This is a genomic window from Helicobacter pylori oki112 (genome assembly GCF_000600085.1).
Classification (GTDB): Bacteria; Campylobacterota; Campylobacteria; order Campylobacterales; family Helicobacteraceae; genus Helicobacter; species Helicobacter pylori_CY.
In genome coordinates this window covers 536,892-557,366 of the sequence record NZ_CP006821.1, presented here as the reverse complement: position 1 = coordinate 557,366, position 20,475 = coordinate 536,892, and the positions used below count along the sequence as shown (strand labels likewise).

General features: G+C 39.1%; 21 protein-coding genes. 2 read left to right on the top strand and 19 right to left on the bottom strand.

The genetic code is table 11. The features are described 5' to 3' along the window. Nucleotides 1–24 precede the first annotated feature (24 nt). The 7 genes from thiE to HPOKI112_RS08605 form a co-directional block, all read right to left on the bottom strand. A complete protein-coding gene (thiE, locus tag HPOKI112_RS02700; protein ID WP_025275815.1) occupies nucleotides 25–687 on the bottom strand; it encodes a thiamine phosphate synthase in 663 nt (220 codons plus the stop codon). Further along, nucleotides 680–1,489 carry a bifunctional hydroxymethylpyrimidine kinase/phosphomethylpyrimidine kinase gene (thiD, locus tag HPOKI112_RS02695; RefSeq protein ID WP_025309718.1) on the bottom strand — a complete coding sequence of 270 codons (810 nt, stop codon included), beginning with the start codon at nucleotides 1,487–1,489 and terminating at the stop codon, nucleotides 680–682. The genes thiE and thiD overlap by 8 nt, the downstream gene beginning before the upstream one ends. Then, nucleotides 1,486–2,265 (bottom strand): hydroxyethylthiazole kinase, encoded by a 780-nt coding sequence (gene thiM, locus HPOKI112_RS02690; RefSeq protein WP_025309717.1) that lies wholly within the window; start codon nucleotides 2,263–2,265, stop codon nucleotides 1,486–1,488. Before thiM ends, thiD begins: the two co-directional genes overlap by 4 nt. 92 nt (nucleotides 2,266–2,357) lie before the next feature. After that, the gene (locus HPOKI112_RS02685; RefSeq protein ID WP_025309716.1) at nucleotides 2,358–5,372 is read right to left on the bottom strand and encodes an HsdR family type I site-specific deoxyribonuclease; all 3,015 of its coding nucleotides are present in this window, start codon (nucleotides 5,370–5,372) and stop codon (nucleotides 2,358–2,360) included. Between the two features lie 4 nt (nucleotides 5,373–5,376). After that, on the bottom strand, nucleotides 5,377–6,027 hold the full coding sequence (locus HPOKI112_RS02680) for a restriction endonuclease subunit S (protein WP_025309715.1): 651 nt from the start codon (nucleotides 6,025–6,027) through the stop codon (nucleotides 5,377–5,379). Further along, nucleotides 6,020–7,627 (bottom strand): type I restriction-modification system subunit M, encoded by a 1,608-nt coding sequence (locus HPOKI112_RS02675; RefSeq protein ID WP_025309714.1) that lies wholly within the window; start codon nucleotides 7,625–7,627, stop codon nucleotides 6,020–6,022. The genes HPOKI112_RS02680 and HPOKI112_RS02675 overlap by 8 nt, the downstream gene beginning before the upstream one ends. Beyond that, a complete protein-coding gene (locus HPOKI112_RS08605; protein WP_080276191.1) occupies nucleotides 7,567–7,782 on the bottom strand; it encodes a type I restriction endonuclease in 216 nt (71 codons plus the stop codon). The genes HPOKI112_RS02675 and HPOKI112_RS08605 overlap by 61 nt, the downstream gene beginning before the upstream one ends. Nucleotides 7,783–7,806: 24 nt before the next feature. On the opposite strand from HPOKI112_RS08605, the gene HPOKI112_RS02670 reads away from it, so the two are divergent. Continuing rightward, on the top strand, nucleotides 7,807–8,493 hold the full coding sequence (locus tag HPOKI112_RS02670; RefSeq protein WP_025309713.1) for a phosphatase PAP2 family protein: 687 nt from the start codon (nucleotides 7,807–7,809) through the stop codon (nucleotides 8,491–8,493). Nucleotides 8,494–8,516: 23 nt separating this feature from the next. Here the strand turns inward: HPOKI112_RS02670 and HPOKI112_RS02665 are convergent, their stop codons facing one another. Both HPOKI112_RS02665 and HPOKI112_RS02660 read right to left on the bottom strand, forming a co-directional pair. Continuing rightward, nucleotides 8,517–9,458, bottom strand: coding sequence for a COG2958 family protein (locus HPOKI112_RS02665; protein WP_025309712.1), 942 nt, complete (start codon nucleotides 9,456–9,458; stop codon nucleotides 8,517–8,519). Continuing rightward, complete coding sequence (locus HPOKI112_RS02660) at nucleotides 9,455–11,056, bottom strand: ABC-F family ATP-binding cassette domain-containing protein (RefSeq protein ID WP_025275807.1); 1,602 nt, start codon at nucleotides 11,054–11,056, stop codon at nucleotides 9,455–9,457. Before HPOKI112_RS02660 ends, HPOKI112_RS02665 begins: the two co-directional genes overlap by 4 nt. 197 nt (nucleotides 11,057–11,253) lie before the next feature. Between HPOKI112_RS02660 and HPOKI112_RS02655 the strand changes: the two genes are divergently transcribed. Then, nucleotides 11,254–12,231 carry a GMP reductase gene (locus HPOKI112_RS02655; protein WP_025275806.1) on the top strand — a complete coding sequence of 326 codons (978 nt, stop codon included), beginning with the start codon at nucleotides 11,254–11,256 and terminating at the stop codon, nucleotides 12,229–12,231. Between the two features lie 161 nt (nucleotides 12,232–12,392). Here the strand turns inward: HPOKI112_RS02655 and gmhA are convergent, their stop codons facing one another. Genes gmhA through greA form a run of 10 tightly spaced genes read right to left on the bottom strand, consistent with a single transcriptional unit; the run spans nucleotide 12,393 to nucleotide 20,457 of the window. Next, nucleotides 12,393–12,971 carry a D-sedoheptulose 7-phosphate isomerase gene (gmhA, locus tag HPOKI112_RS02645; RefSeq protein ID WP_025275804.1) on the bottom strand — a complete coding sequence of 193 codons (579 nt, stop codon included), beginning with the start codon at nucleotides 12,969–12,971 and terminating at the stop codon, nucleotides 12,393–12,395. Further along, nucleotides 12,964–14,349 (bottom strand): D-glycero-beta-D-manno-heptose-7-phosphate kinase, encoded by a 1,386-nt coding sequence (gene rfaE1 / locus HPOKI112_RS02640; protein WP_025275803.1) that lies wholly within the window; start codon nucleotides 14,347–14,349, stop codon nucleotides 12,964–12,966. The genes gmhA and rfaE1 overlap by 8 nt, the downstream gene beginning before the upstream one ends. Further along, nucleotides 14,346–15,338 carry an ADP-glyceromanno-heptose 6-epimerase gene (rfaD, locus tag HPOKI112_RS02635; RefSeq protein ID WP_025275802.1) on the bottom strand — a complete coding sequence of 331 codons (993 nt, stop codon included), beginning with the start codon at nucleotides 15,336–15,338 and terminating at the stop codon, nucleotides 14,346–14,348. The genes rfaE1 and rfaD overlap by 4 nt, the downstream gene beginning before the upstream one ends. Before the next feature lie 8 nt (nucleotides 15,339–15,346). Then, the gene (gene gmhB / locus HPOKI112_RS02630) at nucleotides 15,347–15,868 is read right to left on the bottom strand and encodes a D-glycero-beta-D-manno-heptose 1,7-bisphosphate 7-phosphatase (RefSeq protein ID WP_025275801.1); all 522 of its coding nucleotides are present in this window, start codon (nucleotides 15,866–15,868) and stop codon (nucleotides 15,347–15,349) included. Next, nucleotides 15,858–16,598 carry a sulfite exporter TauE/SafE family protein gene (locus HPOKI112_RS02625; protein WP_025276782.1) on the bottom strand — a complete coding sequence of 247 codons (741 nt, stop codon included), beginning with the start codon at nucleotides 16,596–16,598 and terminating at the stop codon, nucleotides 15,858–15,860. Before HPOKI112_RS02625 ends, gmhB begins: the two co-directional genes overlap by 11 nt. Next, entirely contained in the window at nucleotides 16,589–17,260 is a 672-nt protein-coding gene (locus tag HPOKI112_RS02620) for a type III pantothenate kinase (RefSeq protein WP_025275799.1), read from the bottom strand. Before HPOKI112_RS02620 ends, HPOKI112_RS02625 begins: the two co-directional genes overlap by 10 nt. A gap of 4 nt (nucleotides 17,261–17,264) precedes the next feature. After that, complete coding sequence (pgbB, locus tag HPOKI112_RS02615) at nucleotides 17,265–18,878, bottom strand: plasminogen-binding protein PgbB (RefSeq protein WP_025275798.1); 1,614 nt, start codon at nucleotides 18,876–18,878, stop codon at nucleotides 17,265–17,267. A 4-nt stretch (nucleotides 18,879–18,882) separates the two neighbouring features. Continuing rightward, entirely contained in the window at nucleotides 18,883–19,539 is a 657-nt protein-coding gene (locus tag HPOKI112_RS02610; RefSeq protein ID WP_025275797.1) for a hypothetical protein, read from the bottom strand. Further along, nucleotides 19,536–19,973: a dUTP diphosphatase gene (gene dut / locus HPOKI112_RS02605; RefSeq protein WP_025275796.1), complete on the bottom strand. Its 438-nt coding sequence runs from the start codon at nucleotides 19,971–19,973 to the stop codon at nucleotides 19,536–19,538. The genes HPOKI112_RS02610 and dut overlap by 4 nt, the downstream gene beginning before the upstream one ends. Next, complete coding sequence (greA, locus tag HPOKI112_RS02600; protein ID WP_001031343.1) at nucleotides 19,963–20,457, bottom strand: transcription elongation factor GreA; 495 nt, start codon at nucleotides 20,455–20,457, stop codon at nucleotides 19,963–19,965. The genes dut and greA overlap by 11 nt, the downstream gene beginning before the upstream one ends. Nucleotides 20,458–20,475: the final 18 nt, after the last annotated feature.

The window sequence follows — 20,475 nt, the reverse complement described above, 5'->3', positions numbered from 1 at the left end:
TTCATTGCAAAATTTTAAAATCCCTCACGCATTGTTTAAAAGTTTTCCAACCGCTAAGGCTTTATCTTTGGCTTGCGTGATCGCACTAATGACGGCGATACCGCTGAATTTTTGCAATTTTGAAGCGTTATCTGTCGTGATGCCCCCAATCGCTACAAGGGGTTTTTTTACCCCGCTATCGTGTATTTTTTTTAAAAGCTCTACGCCTACAACTTCTTTAGCGTCTTTTTTAGATGGTGTGGGGAAAATAGGGCCTACCCCTAAATAGGCTACGCCATCTAAATGGCGCGCTTTTAGGGCTTGCTCTAAAGTATTGACGCTCAAACCTATAAATTGGTGCTTTTTGCATAAAGTTACTACCTCTTCTATAGCCATGTCTTCTTGCCCCACATGCACGCCATCAGCCTTTAATTCTAGCGCGAGTTGCACTTCATCATTGACAATAAAAGGCGCGCCGTATTTTTGGCATAATTTTTGACACTCTAGGGCTAATCGTTTGATTTCAACAGGATCTTGTAATGCTAAATCGCCTTTTTGGCGGAATTGAAACGCTGTGATTTTAGATTGTAAAGCTAATTCTAAAGTCTCTAAAAGCGCGTTTATCCTATCGTTTTTGCCGCCCTTTATGTGGTAGAAGTCTTGCGAACCAGCCACAAACATGAGTTTCAAACAATTCGCATCAAACAAGATTTTTAACGCTCCATAAATTCAAAGGCCCATGCCCATGCCCAATGTTTAAAGGGTTTTGAATGATGATGGTTAAAAGCTCTTTAGCCTTTGTGATAGCGTTTTTTAAATCCAGCCCTTGAGCGAGTAAGCCCACAATCAAGCTAGACAGAACACAGCCCGTGCCATGCGTGTTTTTCGTGTTAAAGCGCTTGGCGTTTAGGATAAATTCAGCGTCTTCTAAAAACACCCAATCGTTGCTAAATTCCCCTTGAAAACGCTCTGTATGCCCCCCTTTAATCACAGCGTTTTTAACGCCTAAATCCCTTAAAACGCCCATCGCTTTTGAAGCGCTTTTATCATCTCGCACTTGAACGCCTGTGAGCGCATAAACTTCAGGGAGGTTAGGGGTTAGTAAATGGGTTTTAGGTAAAAGGCGTTTTTTTAAGCTTAAAATCGCCTCTTCTTCTAAAAGCAAAGCCCCATTCTTTGCCACCATCACCGGATCTAAAACGCACCACCCAAAACCGCAAGTTTCTAAAGTGTCCGCTACGCATTCAATGATTTGATTATTGCATAACGCTCCCATTTTGAACGCTTTGATAGAAAAATCATCTCTAATGGCTAAAATTTGTGCTTCCACGCTCTCAACGCTCAACGGATAAACCCCATGCACGCCCTGTGTGTTTTGCGCGGTGATGCAAGTGATCACGCTTGTCCCAAACACGCCCAAAGTTTGGAATGCTTTCAAATCGGCTTGTATCCCAGCGCCCCCACCGCTATCGCTGCCAGCAATGCTTAGAACTTGCGGATAAATTTTCACAACTCCTCCTTAATAAGGCTATTTTCTAACTTTATGGGCAAACTTAGAGCGTCTAAAAAATAAAACAAAAACGAACCATTAGAGCCGTTATTTTCTAACACCTTTTTTTGCGCGTTAAAAGCGGCTTGTTTATAGAGCGTGCAAAATTGCGCCATAGAATCTAAGGGGTCTTTTTTCAAACTTAAAAAGCTCGCGCACGCTGCTGTGTGCAAACACCCAGCCCCAGTAATGAGCGCTAAATACTCGCTCCCCCCAGTAATGCTAAAAACTTTTTTCCCATCGCTCACATAATCTGTTTTACCCGTCATTACCGCTATCACAGAATATTTTTGAGCCGCTAGTTTGACTATTTCTATAGGTGTGGTGGCACAATGAGAATCTAGCCCCTTACTTTCGCACGAAATACCCACTAAAGAGCCTAATTCTGTAGCATTACCCCTAAGAACGCTAATCCCACCACTTTTCAAAAGCTCTAAACTTGTGTCATGGCGTAAAGCACTCGCACAGCACCCCACAGGATCTAACACAATGGGTTTATTCAAAGCCTTATAATGTTTGATAGCCTCTTTAGCGCATAAAATGGTGCGTTCATTGAGAGTGCCGATATTGATAGCGAGCGCGTCAGAAATTTTTGCCAAATCTTGCATTTCAGCAATCGCATCACTCATTAAAGGCGATGCCCCTAAAGCTAATAAACCATTAGCCACAAATTGCGCCACCACATAATTGGTGATATTATGCACTAAAGGGCGTTTTTGGCGTAATTCTTTTAACATTACAAACCTCCTCAAACTTTCTTTTATTTTACAAAAAAATCCATTAAGCGGCGCTATCTTTGAGTTTTAATGTGAAAGCGTTCAAAAATGAACTATTTTTCATTAATCTCATCTTTTTTAACCTCATCTTTTTTAACCCCATTTTTCTTAAATATAGAACTAGTGAGATCAAAAAAGCGGTGGAAAAAACGAGAAAGGCTTGCAGCGACTTTTTCTTTCACCTCTTGATAGCGCGAATTTTTGTCAAATCTGGAGGGTTTTTCTTCAATGATTTTAGGGAATTCCGTCCCACTGAAGCTGATTTCGCCCCCTTTAAAGGCATGCTGCATGAATAAATAGGCTTTTTCTTCATTCAAGCGGTTTTCTTCTATGATATTTTGGAATTCCTCTTCTCTTTTTTGGTGGATGTAATCTTGAAAATACGCATGGACTTCTTGATCTTTGTTGTATTTGTCAATGAAATCCATGATCAAATCTTTTTTATTCCTTAACTCTATGCTGGAGTTGATGATTGGCTCTATTTTGGTTTTAACGCCTTGAATTTCCACCCCATGCTCTTTAGCGAACTCTTCAATCAAATTCAAAATATAGTCAATATTGACTTCCACTTGCTTAATGAGTTCAATTTCAAAAATCAAATCGTCGTTAATCTCTTCTTTATCCCTCCCTTTTTCTGGCCTCATTTCATCGTAAAAATCAAGGTATTTGCTTTGATAGTCTTGAAAATCCCTTGGGTTGATGTAATCGTCTTTTTTAAAATTTTCAAAGCTGTTTAAAATATTTTCTAATTTCAAAATCTTGCCAAAAAGCTTAATGAAATCCTTTTTCTGGCTTTCTGAAATGATTGGCTCTTTTAAGGGAAATTCTCTTAAAAGCCTTCCAATCAAACCCTCATAGCCCTCGTATTCTCTATTATTGTCCGTGTAGCCTTTCAAATAATCTTCATATTTCCTTAATAACGCAATAGATTTAGCGTCCTTGTTGCCAAAAAGCATGAGAGCGTCATTTAAATCCTGCTCTAAATCCCTAAAACACACGATATTCCCATGCGTTTTAACGCTATTTAAAATGCGGTTTGCGCGTGAAAAAGCCTGAATTAGCCCATGGTATTTGAGGTTTTTATCCACCCAAAGGGTGTTGAGCCTTGTAGCGTCAAACCCGGTCAAAAACATGTTCACCACCATTAAAAGATCGATTTCACGATCCTTTACTTTTTGAGAAAGATCCTTATAATAGCTTTGGAATTTTTGATCCGAAGTGTCAAAAGAAGTGTTAAACATTCCATTATAATCCGCAATCGCGCCCTCTAAAAAATCCCTTGAGCTTTTGTCTAGCCGGCAAACGCTTTCATTGTTTTCATCTTCTAGCGCATCAAGTTCTTCATTAGCGCTATAGCTAAAAATGGTAGCGATTTTAAGGTCGTGTTTTTCTTCTTTAAAAGCCCGGTAGTATTTTTTCAGCGCTTCTATATTAGAGCATGCCAGAATGGAATTGAATTTTTTATTTTTAGTGGCTTGATTGAAACGCTCTAAAATGCATTTAGCGATTTCTTTGATCCTCCTGGTATCCAAAAGGGCGTTTTTTTCATCAACCGCTCTAACCTTATTGTTTATAATGCCCTCTTTAGCTTTAAAGGTGTTGTGGTATTCCACTCTAAAAGGCAAAACATTTTTATCCCTGATCGCATCAATAATGGTGTATTGGTGGAGGCAATTCCCAAATTTCTGCTCTGTCGTGCCTAAAGGGTTGTTTTTATCGCAATTTTGTGCAAAAATAGGCGTGCCTGTGAACCCAAAAAGGTGGTATTTTTTAAACGCTTTAGTGATAACTTGGTGCATGGAGCCTAACTGACTCCTATGGCATTCATCAAAAATCATCACAACCTCTTCATTAAAGATCGCATGCCCTTTAAGGTGGGATTTAACGAATTTGTCTAATTTTTGGATCGTGGTGATAATGATTTTAGCGTTAGAATCTTCAAGCTGTTCTTTTAAAATCTTGGTGCTTGTGTTGGAATTAGCGCAATCTTTTTGGAATTTATCGTATTCTTTCATGGTTTGATAGTCTAAATCCTTTCTATCCACCACAAACAAAACTTTTGAAATACTCTCTAATTCTTTAGCCAACGCCGCGCTTTTAAAGCTCGTTAAGGTTTTACCGCTCCCTGTCGTGTGCCAGATATAGCCTCCATTTTGACCTTTCCCATAAGTTTTACTATTTTGCGCGGCTTTGATTTTTTCTAAAATCCTTTCGGCCGCCACGATTTGATAAGGCCGCATCACCAATAAAACCTCTTCGCTTGTGAAAACGCAATAGCGCGTTAAAACATTCAAAAGGCTATGCTTTGCAAAAAACGATCGGGCAAAATCCATTAAATCTTCAATATTGTTATTCTTGCTGTCCGCCCAATAATTCGTGAATTCAAAAGTATCGGCTTTATTGTTTTTTTCCAACTGGGCTATTCTTGTGGTGTTTGAATAGTATTTACTACTCGTGCCGTTACTGATAACAAAAATCTGCACGAAATCAAAAAGCCCGTCTTCAGCGCTAAAACTATCCCTTTTATAGCGCTTGATTTGATTGAACGCCTCTCTAATCGCCACGCCTCTTCTTTTCAATTCCACATGCACTAAAGGCAAGCCATTCACAAGAATGCTCACATCATAGCGGTTCTCATATTTCCCTTTAGCGCTGTATTGGTGGATCACTTGCAAGGCGTTTTTATGGATATTTTTCTTATCAATGATTTTAATGTTTTTGGTTTTCCCATTCTCTAGCGTGAGATTAAAAATCGGATCTTCTTGGATTTTTCTCGTTTTAGCCTTATAGTCATCGTTTTTATTAGCGATGAATTGAGAATAAAGAATGTCCCATTCTTTAGGCGTGAAAGAATGATCATTAAGCTTTTCTAACTGCTCTTTTAAATTGTCTTTTAATTCTTCTTCTTTGTAGATTTTTTTAAATTCATAGCCTTGTTTTTGTAAAAGCTTAATAAACGCCCTTTCTAGCTCTGCTTCGCTCTCATAAGCGCTTTTTTTTTCATTATCGCTATGATACTCAGCCATCACGGTGCTTTCATTGCTTTCTGCGATAATCTCATAAATCATAAGTTTATGCCTTGTTTGGGAGTGGTTTGAAGGTTAATAGTTTTTCTCTGTAATATTCGTATTGCTTTTTCCTGGCTTCTATTTCAGCTGGGATACCGGCTAATAAATCGGTGGTTAGGATTGAAAATTGATCTAAAATCTTAACAATCTCTTGTTGGATTTCTAGGGGTGGGATGGGGAACTTATATTTTTTAAAAGCGGTCATATCCACAGAAGCAAAACCTGAAACATTAGTATTTTTTTTGCACCATTCCCCCAAAAGAAAACATTGATAAAAAAAGAATTTCATGTCTAAAGCAAGATCACAATTCGCTTTTTTGCTTAAAAAAGTGAATCGTTGATTCGCTAACGAATCAACGATTAAAAGGGCATGTTCGCCTATGGTTGCTGTTGTAGAAATCATAATAGAATTTTTAGGGAATAATTTCTTACCCTTTAAAGCCTTTGGGGTAATGTGTTGGATAGAGTCTTTTAAAATCCTCCCATTTTCTCTAATGTCTTCCATTCTAAACCAAGGGATAGTCCCTTTTTCCCAAAATTCAGGATTGTTTTTTGATGGGGTGTAACCATTTTTAATTTCAAAAACCTCTTCAAGCGTTTTAAACTCCACCCCCTTAGGCGCTAAAGTTTGGAGTAAGCGCTCTATTTTATGCATTTTGCCCTTCTTCTAACTCTTTGATAATGGATTCAAGGCTGTTTCTTAAAGCGCTTTGTTTTTCTACGATTTGAGAAATCTCAGCATTGAGCGCTTTAATGTCAATAATCTCTTTAGTGTCTTCTTGCTCCACATAGCGATTCACGGATAAATTGTAATCGTTTTCTTTGATTTGCTCAATACTCTCTAGGGCGCAAAAATGCTTGATTGCTTTCCTTTCCGTATAAGATTTTAAAATCTTTTCTCGGTTGTGTTCTTTGAGCTTGTTTTTCTTGCCTTCTTTGACAAATTCCTTACTCGCATCAATAAAAAGCGTGGTGTCGTCTTGTTTGTTTTTCTTAAGCACTAAAATACAAGTAGCGATACTCGTTCCAAAAAAGAGATTGTCTGGTAAAGCGATCACGCAGTCAATGAAATTTTCTTTAACTAAATATTCTCTGATTTTTGCTTCAGCGTTCCCTCTATAAAGCACCCCGGGGAATTCCACGATCGCAGCCGTGCCACTATTGGATAAATAAGAAAGCATGTGCATGGTGAAAGCGAGATCGGCAGCGTTTTTGGGTGCTAACACACCGGCCGGGCTAAAACGCTCATCGTTGATTAAAATGGGGTTGTTATCGCCCACCCATTTAGTGGAATAAGGAGGGTTGGAAACGATCGCATCAAAAGGCTCATCGTCTTGATGCTTTGGGTCTAAAAGCGTGTCCCCATGCGCAATGTGGAATTTAGAGTAATTGATGTCATGCAAAAACATATTGATTCGGCAAAGGTTGTAAGTGGTCAAATTGATTTCTTGCCCAAAATACCCTTTTGAAACATTTTTATCGCCTAACACTTTAGAAAATTGTAAGAGTAAGCTTCCGCTCCCACAGCATGGGTCATAAACTTTATTGACGCTCTCTTGGTTGTGCAGGGCGATTTTAGCGAGCAGTTCGCTCACTTCTTGGGGGGTGAAAAATTCCCCTCCGCTTTTGCCGGCATTGCTCGCATACATGGTCATTAAATATTCATAAGCGTCGCCAAAAACATCAATCCCGCTTTTTTGATAATCGCCTAATTGCATGCCCCCTATGGCTTCAAGGATTTTAGTCAGTTTTTCCACCCTATTTTTATGAGAACTCCCTAATTTATTGCTATTGACGTCTAAATCCGCAAACAAGCCTTTAACATTTTCTTCTGATTTAAACCCAAGGCTAGATTTTTCTATTTCGTTAAAAATATTTTGTAGGGTTACATTGAGATCTTCGTTACTAGGTGCGTTTTTTAGCGCGTTACAAAATAAAGCGCTTGGCGGGATGAAAAAGCCTTTTTCTTCAATCAGGTGTTCTCTTGCGCGTTCGGCCTCTTCATCGCTTAATAAAGCGTAATCAAAACTCGGATCGCGCTTTCGCTCTTCTTTATTGATGTAATCAGTCATGTTCTCTGAAATGTAGCGGTAAAAAAGAATGCCTAAAACGTATTGCTTAAAATCCCAGCCATCCACTGAGCCTCTCAATTCATTAGCCACTTTCCAAATGGTGTTGTGCAATTCGTTGCGCTCTAATGAAGAAGATGCATGCTCGTTGTTTTTCTCATTCGCTTGAGTGTTTTTATTTTCCATGATATAAGCCCCTTTTTTGTGTTTTGATTGGCGGATTTGTTTGGCGTTGGGCGCGCACCCTTTAAAGGCTTCATTATAGCAAAGAATATTATTTTTTTATTCCTTGCATTTTCTGTGCGTTTATGGGATAAATAAGCTATAATCCCATTTTTCAAAAAACATTTTTAAAAGGGGTTTGAATGGTATTTGACAGAACAATCAGCGTAAGAGAAAAAAAAGCGGCTAAAACGCTTGGGATTGTGGGGATCGTCTTTTTTATTTTGTTTGGAATCGTAATAAGCGGGGTGGCTTTTCAAAAAGAGTGGGTGCAACAATTGGATTTATTTTTTATAGACTTGATCCGCAACCCTGCCCCCATTCAAGGGAGCGCGTGGCTTTCTTTCGTGTTTTTTAGCACATGGTTTGCGCAAAGCAAGCTCACCACTCCTATAGCCTTACTCATTGGCTTGTGGTTTGGGTTTCAAAAACGCATCGCTTTGGGGGTGTGGTTTTTCTTTAGCATCTTATTAGGTGAATTCACCCTAAAATCCCTTAAGCTTTTAGTGGCACGCCCACGGCCTGTAACCAATGGCGAATTGGTTTTTGCACATGGCTTTAGTTTCCCTAGCGGGCATGCTTTGGCTTCAGCGCTTTTTTACGGCTCTTTGGCGTTGTTGTTATGCTATTCTAACGCAAATGCTCGCATTAAAACGATTATTGCTGTTATTTTACTTTTTTGGATTTTTTTAATGGCGTATGATAGGGTTTATTTAGGGGTGCATTACCCTAGCGATGTTTTGGGAGGGTTTTTATTAGGGATTGCTTGGTCGTGTTGCTCTTTAGCGCTTTATTTAGGGTTTTTGAAACGCCCTTATAAAGCCGCTTAAAGCGTTTTTTAAAATCTCGTTTTTTAAAAAGAAAGTGATGAGTTAGGGTATAACTCCTCTTTCTTTTTAATCTCATCAAACTCATCTTTATAGCGGTATGAGTGAGCCGGGTCATAATCCACAACGCTCTTTAAAAAACCGCTGAATTTTTTATTTTTGTCGCTAAGCTCCAAAGCCACGGTGTAATCAATCTTTTCTTTGTATTTAGCGTTCAATAAAATAGCGCTTTTATTCTCATCAGTTCTTAAATCAATCACGCCAATCCCAAAACTCGCATGCAAACGCTTCAACAAATCCATGAGTTGGGGATTATGCGTATCAATATGACGGCCCACTAAATACCCCTCATTAGCCCACGAGCTGTTAGAAATCGCTTGAAAATAACACTCCCTGCAATTATTCACGCTGATTTCTTTTTTCAATTCAAAGCTCACCAGTTTAACGGGTAAAGTGTCAAATTTCTTAGAAAAAGCGATTAAATTTTCATTAGACCATTCAGCGTGCAAAAACCTAACCCCCACCATGTCCGGATAAAGCCACCTGTCCATGCCTTTTGGCGATTTTGAACTCTCTTCATGAAAAATGGTTTTCGTGTAGCATTTCAAATTTTCATTATGAAAAGCCATGTAAGTTAAAAAGGAGTGCAAATCCCTTTCATGCACAATTTTAACGCTTGGAGCGCTTGGCTTTTGAGTATTCAAAACCGGCTCTTTAGCCACACCTTTTAAAGCGATTAAAACCGGCTTTTCTTGCGTTTTCAAAAAAGGCAGTTTTTCGCCCTTGCTTAAGGCGGTATAAATAAAGGTGCTAACGCTTCTATCTGGAGTGTTACCCCCATAATCAAACATTTTTGTAATCTCGCCTTTTTCAAAAAGCTCTTTGGCTTTATCATAAATCTCAGTAACCTTAATAGGCCCTGTAATTTCTAAAATGCTTTGAATGATTTCAATATCTCGTGGTTTCATTTTTTGCTCGCTAAATACTCTTCATAACTGCCTTTAAAATCAATGATTGAAGCGCCTTTAGGGCTTGGGACTAATTCAATGATCCGGTTAGCATACGCATCAATGAGTTCTCTGTCATGGCTTATGCAAATCACTGCCCCATCAAATTTAAAGAGTGCTTCGCCTAAAGCGATAATCGCTTCTAAATCCAAATGGTTAGTCGGCTCATCTAGGACTAAAAAATTCCCCCCCTCTAGCATGAGCTTGGATAAAACCATTCTATGCTTTTCGCCTCCGCTTAAAGCGTTCACGCACTTTTCTTGCTCTTCGCCATTAAAAAGCATCCTCCCTAAAGCGTTTCTCACCTCTGCGCTTTCAATCTTTTTATTGAAATTAAAAAGCCATTGATACAAGGTCTCTTCCCCGCTAATTTCTTCGCTCACGTTTTGAGGGAAATACCCTTTTAAAACCGTCGCTCCCCATTTCACCACGCCCTTATCCGGCTTTAACTCTTCTACTAAAATTTTACAAAGCGTGGATTTACCCACGCCATTTGGCCCTATGAGGGCGATTTTATCTTTAGGCATCACTTTCAAGCTCACTTGATTTAAAACGATTTGGTCGTCATAACTTTTAGAGATGTTTTCGCATTCTAAAGCTTCATTCCCAATGGTGCGTTTGGGTTTGAAAATAATGCTAGGATCCCTCCTGCTAGATACCGCTAAACTTTGAATGTCTAATTTATCCAGTTGTTTTTGGCGGCTGGTGGCTTGCTTGGCTTTAGAAGCGTTAGCGCTAAAACGAGCGATAAATTTTTCTAGCTCTTCTTTTTCTTTGAGTTTTTTATTGCGTTCGGCCTCTTGCTGTTTAATCATCAAAGTAGAAGCGATATACCAATCGTCATAATTCCCGCTAAATTCGCGCACGCTGTGAAAATCCAAATCCAAAATATGCGTGCATACCGCATTCAAAAAATGCCTGTCATGGCTGATGACGACCATCGTGCCTTCATGGCGTTTGAGGTTGTTTTCTAACCATTCAATGGCGTTTAAATCCAGGTTGTTCGTAGGCTCATCTAACAGCAAAATATCCGGTTTAGGGAATAAGACTTGAGCGAGAAGGATTTTAAATTTATCGCTACTTGGCAGGGTTTTCATCAAATCATTGTGCCTAGAGCTAGGAATGCCTAAATCTTCTAGGATTTTTTCAATCACCACTTCGCATTCATACATGGGATCTTCTTCCACGCAAATGGTTTCTAACTCCCCTAGTCTCGCATTCACTTTATCATCGCTCAAATCGCCTTCAGTGTATAAGCGCTCTTTTTCTTTGATAGCGTCATACAAACGCTTATTGCCTATCAAAACCGCATCTTTAAGGCTCAAATCTTCAAAAGCGTATTGATCCTGCCCTAAAACCCCCATCCTCATCCCGCTTGTAATAATGACTTCCCCACTGCTGCAATCAATACTCTTGCTTAAAATCTTTAAAAAAGTGGACTTCCCTGCACCATTAGCCCCAATCAGCCCGTAGCGTTTGTTTTTATCCAGCTTGATATTCACATTCTCAAACAATTTTTTAGTCGCATAGCGTTGCGTTAAGTTGATGGTTTGTAGCATCTTATGATTTCCTTATTTTTTGTGATTAGAGAAAGTTTATTGTAGCGTTTTCTTTGAAATATTGTAACCCTTGCTTATTATGGTTATTCATAAGGCCTTTGACGCCCAAAATTTGATCGAGCCTATATCATTTCCTCTTGATTTTTTATTCAATTTAAGGTAAAAATAATGTTTTAAAGCAAAAAAGGATCAAGTCATTGAAAGTATTTGATTACGAGGATGTCCAACTCATTCCTAATAAATGCATCGTTAATAGCCGTTCAGAGTGCGATACGACCGTTACCTTAGGCAAGCACGCATTTAAAATGCCCGTAGTCCCAGCAAACATGCAGACAATCATCAACGACTCAATCGCAGAATTCCTAGCAGAAAATGGCTATTTCTACATCATGCACCGTTTTGATGGAGCAGCAAGAATCCCGTTTGTCAAAAAAATGAAAAAACGCCAATGGATCAGTTCCATCAGTGTTGGGGTGAAAAAGGAAGAATATCTTTTGATAGAAGAGTTGGCCAAACAAAAATTAGCGTCAGATTATATCACGATCGATATTGCGCATGGCCATTCAAATTCTGTCATTGAAATGATCCAACACATCAAAACGCATTTGCCAGAAACTTTTGTGATTGCCGGGAATGTTGGCACGCCAGAAGCAGTCCGTGAATTAGAGAACGCCGGTGCTGACGCTACAAAAGTTGGCATTGGACCTGGGAAAGTGTGTATCACCAAAATCAAAACAGGCTTTGGTACGGGTGGTTGGCAACTAGCGGCTCTTAGATGGTGTGCTAAAGCAGCAAGAAAACCGATTATTGCAGATGGTGGCATTCGCACGCATGGCGATATTGCGAAATCAATACGCTTTGGCGCGACAATGGTAATGATTGGCTCGCTTTTTGCAGGGCATGAAGAATCATCTGGAGAGACAAAAATAGAAAATGGTATCGCATATAAAGAATATTTCGGTTCGGCATCAGAGTTCCAAAAAGGTGAAAAGAAAAATATTGAAGGCAAGAAAATTTGGATCCAACATAAAGGATTATTAAAAGATACGCTGGTTGAAATGCATCAAGATCTACAATCTTCAATCTCTTATGCAGGTGGGAGAGACCTTGAAGCGATCCGAAAAGTTGATTATGTCATTGTGAAAAATTCAATTTTCAATGGAGACGCAATCTAAAAAAGATCAATGGAACAAAAGCGAAGACAGAAAAAAGGGTTTTCAACCTCTTCTTCAAGCCATTTGTTTTGACTTGGGTTTTTGTTGTTTTTAATCCTTTCTTTATTCTCATTTCTTGTAGGATCATTTTCTTTTTAAATTCAAGCGCATAGCCTTTGAATTCAATTTTTATGAGCGAAATGCCTTTCAATGCAATCGCATAAGATGTGGATCATAAGAATGTGCATTTCTTGGATTCGTGGGGTATCATCGCTAGGGACAATCAAAGCCATATCGCTTAAAGGCTTCATTTTCCCCCCATCACGCCCCGCTAAACTAAGCGTTTTCATCCCTAAATCTTTAGCTTTTTCATAAGCTTTTAGGACATTTTTGGAATTACCGCTTGTAGAAATCCCTATCAAAACATCGTTTTTTACCCCCAACGCTTCCACTTGTCTGGCAAACACTTCTTCATAACCATAATCGTTCGCAATGGCGGTAAGGGCTGAGGTATCGGTATTAAGGCTTATCGCACTCAAGCCTTTCCTTTCTAATTTATAGCGCCCGGTCAATTCAGCGGCAAAATGCTGCGCGTCGCTCGCGCTCCCCCCGTTACCGCAAATAAGGATTTTCCCTTGATTTTCTAAAGTTTCTGTCAAAAGATGAACGCTTTGTTTTAACGCTTCTTGCAAACTTTCTAAACTTTTTTCTAACGCTTCCTTATGGGCTAAAAATTCTTTTTTTATTAAACCATCAATCATTGCATGTCCTTTTAATTTTTTCTATGATAGCGCTTGTGGAATAGCCTTCTTCAAACTCCATCAAACGGGTTTCTTTAGCAAACTCGCTCCCTATGACTTCTTTATTGAGGTAGTCCGCTCCCTTGACTAAAATATCAGGCTTTAGGGCTTGAATTAATTTGATTGGCGTGTCTTCTTCAAACACCACGACATAATCCACGCAAGACAAACTCGCTAAAAGAAACGCTCTGTCTTTTTCGCTCACTATGGGGCGTTTATCCCCCTTAAGCCTTTTGATGGAAGCGTCGCTATTTAACCCCACAATGAGAATATCCCCTAAAGCTTTAGCCTTTTGCAAATAACTCGCATGCCCTTTATGGAGGAGATCAAAACAGCCATTGGTGAAAACGATTTTTTGCTGATCTAAAGTTTCTAACAGCTTTTCTAAAGGGAGGATTTTGGGGTGCGTTTGGTTTAAAATCAAAGCGATTTCTTCTAAACTCGCTAACGCGCTCCCCATTTTACCCACCACCACCGCCGCAGCCGCATTGGCAAACTCGCAAGCATCTTTTAGGCTCATCAATTCTAATAAAGAGAGCGTTAAAGACGCGATCACCGTATCGCCTGCCCCAGTTACATCATAAACCTCTTTAGCGATAGTGGGGCAATTGACTAGCTCGCCTTTTTCTAAAAAAGCGATGCCTTGTTCGCTCAAAGTAACTAAAGGCATAGCGATTTGATAAGTTTCTTTTAAGATTTGGAGCGCTTTTGATAAATTCGCATGGCTGTCTAACTTCAAATGGAGCGCATGCTCTAATTCCGTGCGATTAGGCGTGATCAAACTCGCATGGGAATATTTGCTATAATCTTTCCCTTTAGGGTCGCATAAAATGAGCTTATGGTGTGTGTTGGCCAGAGTGATCATTTTTTGAGTGAGTTCAAAATCCAACACGCCCTTATTGTAATCTGAAAGGATAACGCCATCTATTTCTTGGATTTTTTCTGTGAAAAAATCTAAAAGTCTTTTTCTTAAATCAGCGTTTAAGGGGTCTTTGATTTCCTTATCCACGCGCGCGATTTGCTGGTTTTGTGCGATGATGCGCGTCTTAAGCGTGGTGCAACGGGTTTTATCTATTAAAATGCCTGAAGTGTCAATATTCCTAGCTTTGAGAGCGTTCAAAAAATGCTCGCCCTCTAAATCATAGCCCACGACCCCACATAAAAAGACTTTAGCCTTTAAAGAAATGAGGTTATTAGCCACATTAGCCGCTCCGCCTAAATTCTTGCTCTCCCTCTGGACTTCTAAAACAGGCACAGGGGCTTCAGGCGAAAGGCGTTCGCTCTTCCCCCACAAGTAATAATCAGCGATCAGATCGCCTACGACTAGGATTTTTTTCATGCGCATTGTCCTTTAAAAATCGCATGGATATGGGGCAAATAATCTTTAATACCGCTTTCTAAATCGTATAAAGGGGTGTAATCCAAATCCAAAATAGTAGGCTCAATATGCGCTTGGGTGTGCTTTTGGAAGAAAGCATAAGGGTTTTTGATATAACTCACTTTAAAATCCCCTAAATGCTCTTTTAAAATGCTAACGATTTCATTATAGCTTCTGGCTTGGGAATAACCCACATTATAAACCCCGCTTTTTTGAGCCTTCATCGCTTTCACATTCGCTTGGATCACATCTTCAATATAGACAAAATCCCTTAATTGCTCGCCAAATTCAAAAAGCTTGACTTCCTTAAACGCCATCGCGCCTAAGGCGAGCTGCAAAACCATAGAGGCGGTTTTTTCTTTATAAAATTCCCTAGGCCCATAGACATTAAAATACCTTAAGCCCACTTGAATATTGTCATTTGAATGAGAGAGGACAAATTCGTCCATGCAAAGCTTGGAAAAGCCATAGACATTTTCAGGGCTTTCGTTTTTGCCTACCACATTGGGGGCTTTGGTGTTGCCATAAACGCCCGCTGAAGAAGCATAAATCACTTTAGCTTTTTTTGAGCGAGCGATTTCTAAAAGGTTTAAAAAAGCCTGATAATTGGTTTTCATCACTAATTCTTGATCCAGCATGGTCGTATCAGAGACAGCGGCTTGGTGGAACAAATAATCAAAGTGCAATTTTTCTAAACGCCTTAAATCTAAGGGGTTATTAATATCAGCTGCAATCACTTCGCCCTTAAAACCGATTAAATTCTTAAAATGCCCTAAAGAACTGGGGCGGTTATTACTAGAGAGTGTGTTACTGCGAAACTTATCCAAAATGATTACTTTAGCTTTAGGGTGGTTCTCTTGAAAATAAAAGGCCAGATTACTGCCTACAAAGCCAGCCCCACCGGTGATTAAAATCGTTTGATTTTCTAATCCATCATCAATATAACGCATTCTTATCCTTATTTGATTAGTTCCATCATCTCTTTAAGATCTTTACATTGTATCCAAGAATGAGGAGTTTTTAAAAAATTTGTGGTCAATAAAAGGTTATTTTTAACTTTAGCGTTCAAGCCGGCTAACATGTCGCTCTCCTTATCGCCTATCATAAAAGATCGCTCCAAGCAAATTTGATGCTCTTTAGCGGCTTGTAAGATCAAAGAGGGTTTTGGCTTCCTGCAAGCGCAATTTTCTTCTGGGGCGTGCCTGCAAAAATAGACGCCATCCAAATTAAAACCTAATTCTTTGAGCAAGCTTTCTTGGAGGTATTCGGTGAGGTTTTCAAAATCTTTAAGGGTGTAATAGCCTCGGTTGATCCCGGATTGGTTGGTGATTAAAAGCAGTTTGTAGCCTAAAGATTTCGCATGCTTTAGCAATTCAAAAATCCCTTTTTGAAACTCAAAATCTTCTTTTTGACTCACATAGCCTTTATCAATATTGATAATGCCGTCTCTGTCCAAAAAAAGGGCTTTGTTAGTGTTCATGCGAATGCGTTTCTTTGTGATCATGCTGAGTGGTGCTGTTTTGATGATGCATCGCATGGGGCATTTTATGATTAATGAGCATGATCCCCATATAAAGGACATAAAGCCCAAAAACCCCCATTAAAATTTTAGACAAAAGATTGAAAAATTTCCTGTAAGAAATGGAAATTTTGCTTAAAAAAATCCCCATTAAAAACAACGGCATGCTAGTGCCAAGCCCAAAAGAAAGGCCTAGCATCGCTCCCATAAACGCGCTATGACTGAGAATCACGCTCGCTAAAAACGAATACACCATCATGCAAGGTAAAAACCCGTTCAACACGCCTAAGAAATACAGCCCTAGAATGTTTTGAGATTGCAAGGTTTTTTTCATCAAAAAAGAGATGAAAGGGATTTGAAAGCTTAATTTTTCCACTTTAGCTCCCAAGAGCGCTAAAAGGATTAAAACAATTCCCATGCTAATGAATAAAACACCCCTAAAACCCATGCTCACGCTAAGACTATGCCCTAAACCTGCCGTTATAGCCCCTAAGAGCATGTAGGTGCTGATCCTTCCTACATTATAAAGGGCATGGCAAGTGAGCTGGTAAGAAAAGCTTGTAACTTTAGAAAATCTTATTTGACTAAACGCGCTCACAATCCCCCCACACATGCCCACACAATGCCCTAAAGACATGCTCAAAGCGGCTAAAAACATGCCCAAAAAACTCAAATTCTGCATCATTTGCATTCTAGTATCCCTGCTTTTTTAAGAGCGATTTCCATCCCATCAAAAACCAAACGCTCCTTGCAAACAGAATGGGGTAAAAACGCGCTCAAATACTTCGCATCGCCCCCACAAAGATAGATTTTTTGATCTTTGGCTAAATGCTGGATGCAAGCAATGACACTCAAAACCATGCCGTAATTCACAGCGTCTCTGGTGTTTTTAGGTAAAACTTCTAAAGAATCTAAGGCTTTGAAAGGTTGCTCTAAGATTTTAGCGCTTTTTTTATACGCATGAATATATTGGGCTAAACCGGGTAAAATACACCCTCCTAAATGCTTGCCCTCTTTAATTAAATCAATCGTAATCGCGCTCCCAGCATCCACTATAACCCCATTAGCCACCGCTAAACACACCATTTGCCGGTCTATCCCAAGCCCTACATAGTCGGTTTCTAAATGAAAAAATCCTGCAATATTTTTAGCGTTAGGGTAACAATTTAAAAGGGCTTTTTCATTTTCTTCATTCACGCTAATGTAAAAAATTTCCTTTTGAATACCCAAACGCTTTAAATCTTCTTTAGCGCTTGAAAAGAGCTGGTAGTTTTGCGCGAAATGGATACGCGTGTTGCCTATATCGCATAAAACCAGGTTTTTCAAATCTGTAAAAGATTGCCTAGCTGGCATAGACTCACTTCTTATTCATTTCTAAAGCTTTTCTTCTTTCTTCAAGCTCTTTTTCATCTCTTTCTTGATGCTCTCTCGCTCTTTGTTCAAATTCTCTAGCCCTTTGTTCGGCTTTGGCTTTTTTCTTTTCTTCTTTCAAGCGGCGTTTTTCTTCTTTAGAATTTGGTTTATTCTCTTCTTTAGAAGCCTTGTTCTCTTTAGGAGCGTTTTGTTTTTCGCCTTGTTGGGTGGCGTTATTTTGATTCCTAATAGGCTCAGGCCTTCTGGTTTTAACTTCTTCTTCTTCAAACCCGCTATTCCCTTGAGTGGGTTTGATTTTTTCCTCTAAAGGCTGTTTATTTTCTTTAGCTTTATGCCTTTCTTGCAAATAAATAGGAGCGTTCCCTTTTTCGCCTTTTTGAGATTTTTTAGATACAGGTTTTTCCACAACGGGATAAAGCTTTGGTTTAAAATCATTATAATCTAAATAGTAGCGATCGTAATACACCCGATTTTTATCATAAAACACCCCTTTATCCAAACGATTAGATGAAAAAAACTTAAAACTGCCTATAGTTGGCGTTTTATAGACATTATACGAATCAAAATCATTCAAATCCACTTCTATCACATACCCGCGCTTTTCTAAAGAATACAATTTATTATGGTTTAACACAATGGTATTGAGCGAAGCAAAGGGCAGTTTCACGCTGTTTAATTCCCTCAAACTCTTATCCATTTGCAAAATCTGCCCGTCTAGCGTGAGCACATATAAAGTCCCCTTATCATAAAGCAAATCCACAATATCCCCATCATAGTTGAACTCTTGACCGCTCACCACTGAGAGTATCCTTTTCCCTGTAGAAGCGATCATGTTATTGCCATCCACAATAAGGTAGGTGATATTGTTAAAAAACTTATCGCTACTGATAACAATGTTTCTAATAGGCGTAGGGTTTCCATGCACATAATCCACGACTAACAAGCGCCCATCTAGCATGGGGAATACCACGACCGTATCCATAAAAATAGGCATCGCCATTAAAGAATTGATCGTGGTGCTTGGGGAACCTTTCTCGCTAAAAAGCAATTTTTGAGAAGTGATGTCGTATAAATTCGCTGAATTGTCCGCTAACACCACCGCTAAAAGATTCCCTTTAACGCTCGCACTCAAGGCAAAAGTCTCCAAAGGAATAACGATAGATTGTTGGCTGGCGTTAGGGTTATTGCTAATCAATTCCACTTGATGACAGACTTTATCTTGGACTTCCGCTTCAACGCCCTTTAATTTCAATTCCGTTTCTTCAGTCTTAGCCACCTTGCTTTTGCTTGTTTTTTTATCAATCTTGTTCAAACAATCTTGCGCAAGGATGAAAAACCCTTGACTCTCATTTAAAAAACTGCTTTCATAATTGAAATTCTTACCGATTCTTAATTGCGTTAAACCTTTATCGCCTATCACCGCTCCATTTTTCAAAATGGCTCCATAACGATTAGACGAAACGATACTTTCTTGCAAATGGTTAGGGAAATACGCTTCGCCTTTAATTTGGTGTTTAGCGGGTTTGAAATATTTTCTCATGTTACAGCCGCTAAAGACAATTAGGGCTATGAGTAAGATTAAAAATGGTTTATTCATCAAATCAATGCGTTCCTTGAATAGTTTCTTTTTTTAGATTAGTTGGCTTGGAAAGGTTTTGCTGAATATCTTCTAACATTCCATAGTGTTTTAAAACAGAGATTATAGCATAGAGTGAAGAACTTAGAGGGATAGTGGATAAACTTTGATGCGCTTTTTTGATTGCGTCTTTAGAATTTTCTTCATACAACAAGTTCACTTCTTGTAAAGCGCTCATTTCTTTAAGGATGGGGCTTTTTTCAAGCAAGTTTTTATCTCTAGAGAGCGATGCGTAAGAATACTCTGCAAAAGTTTTAACGATTTCATTAGAAGATTGCGAAAGTTTTTTAAACTCGTTTGCATCGTTTCTTTCACTCGCTCTGGCGAATTGATACAAATCATACAGCTCTGGGGCGACTTCTTTCAATCTTTTTTGCAAAGCTATATTATTAGGACTCTCTAGCACTTCATTATAAATTTGAGTGATCCGCTCTCTAGTTTGCTCATGCTTATAATCTTGCAATTTCGTATCCCCTAAATAAGCGATAAAAGCCACCACAATAAACAACAACACCCACTTGTAGCGTTTGAAAAACTTTTCTAATCTAAACGCCCCCTCTAAAAGCTTTTCATCGCTTTTGAATTCGTTTTTAACTTGCTCTAAATTTTCCTTAATATTCATGCCTTGCTCACTCCTGTGCTGCCAAACCCCCCACTACCCCTTGAAGTTTCATCTAATCGTTCGCATTCTATAAATTCGGCTTTATAAGTTTTTTGAACCACCCCTTGAGCGATCCTATCCCCTACTTGGACTTTAAAATCTTTATCGCTCAAATTCGCTAAAATGACCTTAATTTCGCCCCTATAATCATTATCCACCGTGCCAGGGGAATTTAACACCATCACCTGATGGTTCAAAGCCAAACCGCTACGGGTGCGCACTTGCAATTCATACCCCACTTCTAAAGACAAATAAATCCCTATTTTCACCAACCCCACGCTATGAGATTTGATCGTTACTTCTTCTACAGCATGCAAATCAAATCCTGAAGAACCCTCGGTTTGGTATTTAGGGATAAGGGCGTTTGGGTGGATTTTTTGGATTTTAATTTTCATCAAAACAAATCTCTTTATAATAAATGTCTAAAATTTCAAAATCGCTCTCGCCATTGGGTAATTGAATGCTCACCGCATCGCCCTTGCTCTTACCGATCAAACTCTTAGCGATTGGCGAACCAAAAGAGATCAACCCTTTAGCTGGATCGCTCTCCACGCTCCCTACTATCGTATAAGAAAACTCTTTATCGTTGTCTAAATTAAGGATTTTAATCGTGCTCCCAAAACTCACTTTATTATGGGCTAAAACGCTCGGATCAATCACTTGAGCGTTAGCGACAATTTCGCTTAAATCCACGATTCTCGCTTCAATGAAGCGTTGTTTTTCTTTAGCGGCATGGTATTCAGCGTTTTCTTTCAAGTCCCCATGCCCTCTAGCAATATCAATTTCTTTCACAATATTAGGCCGTTCCACCTCTTTTAATTGCTTCAATTCCGCACAAATTTTATTGTATCCATGCATACTCATAGGTTCTTTATTCATTTAATCTCCTAAGCTTAT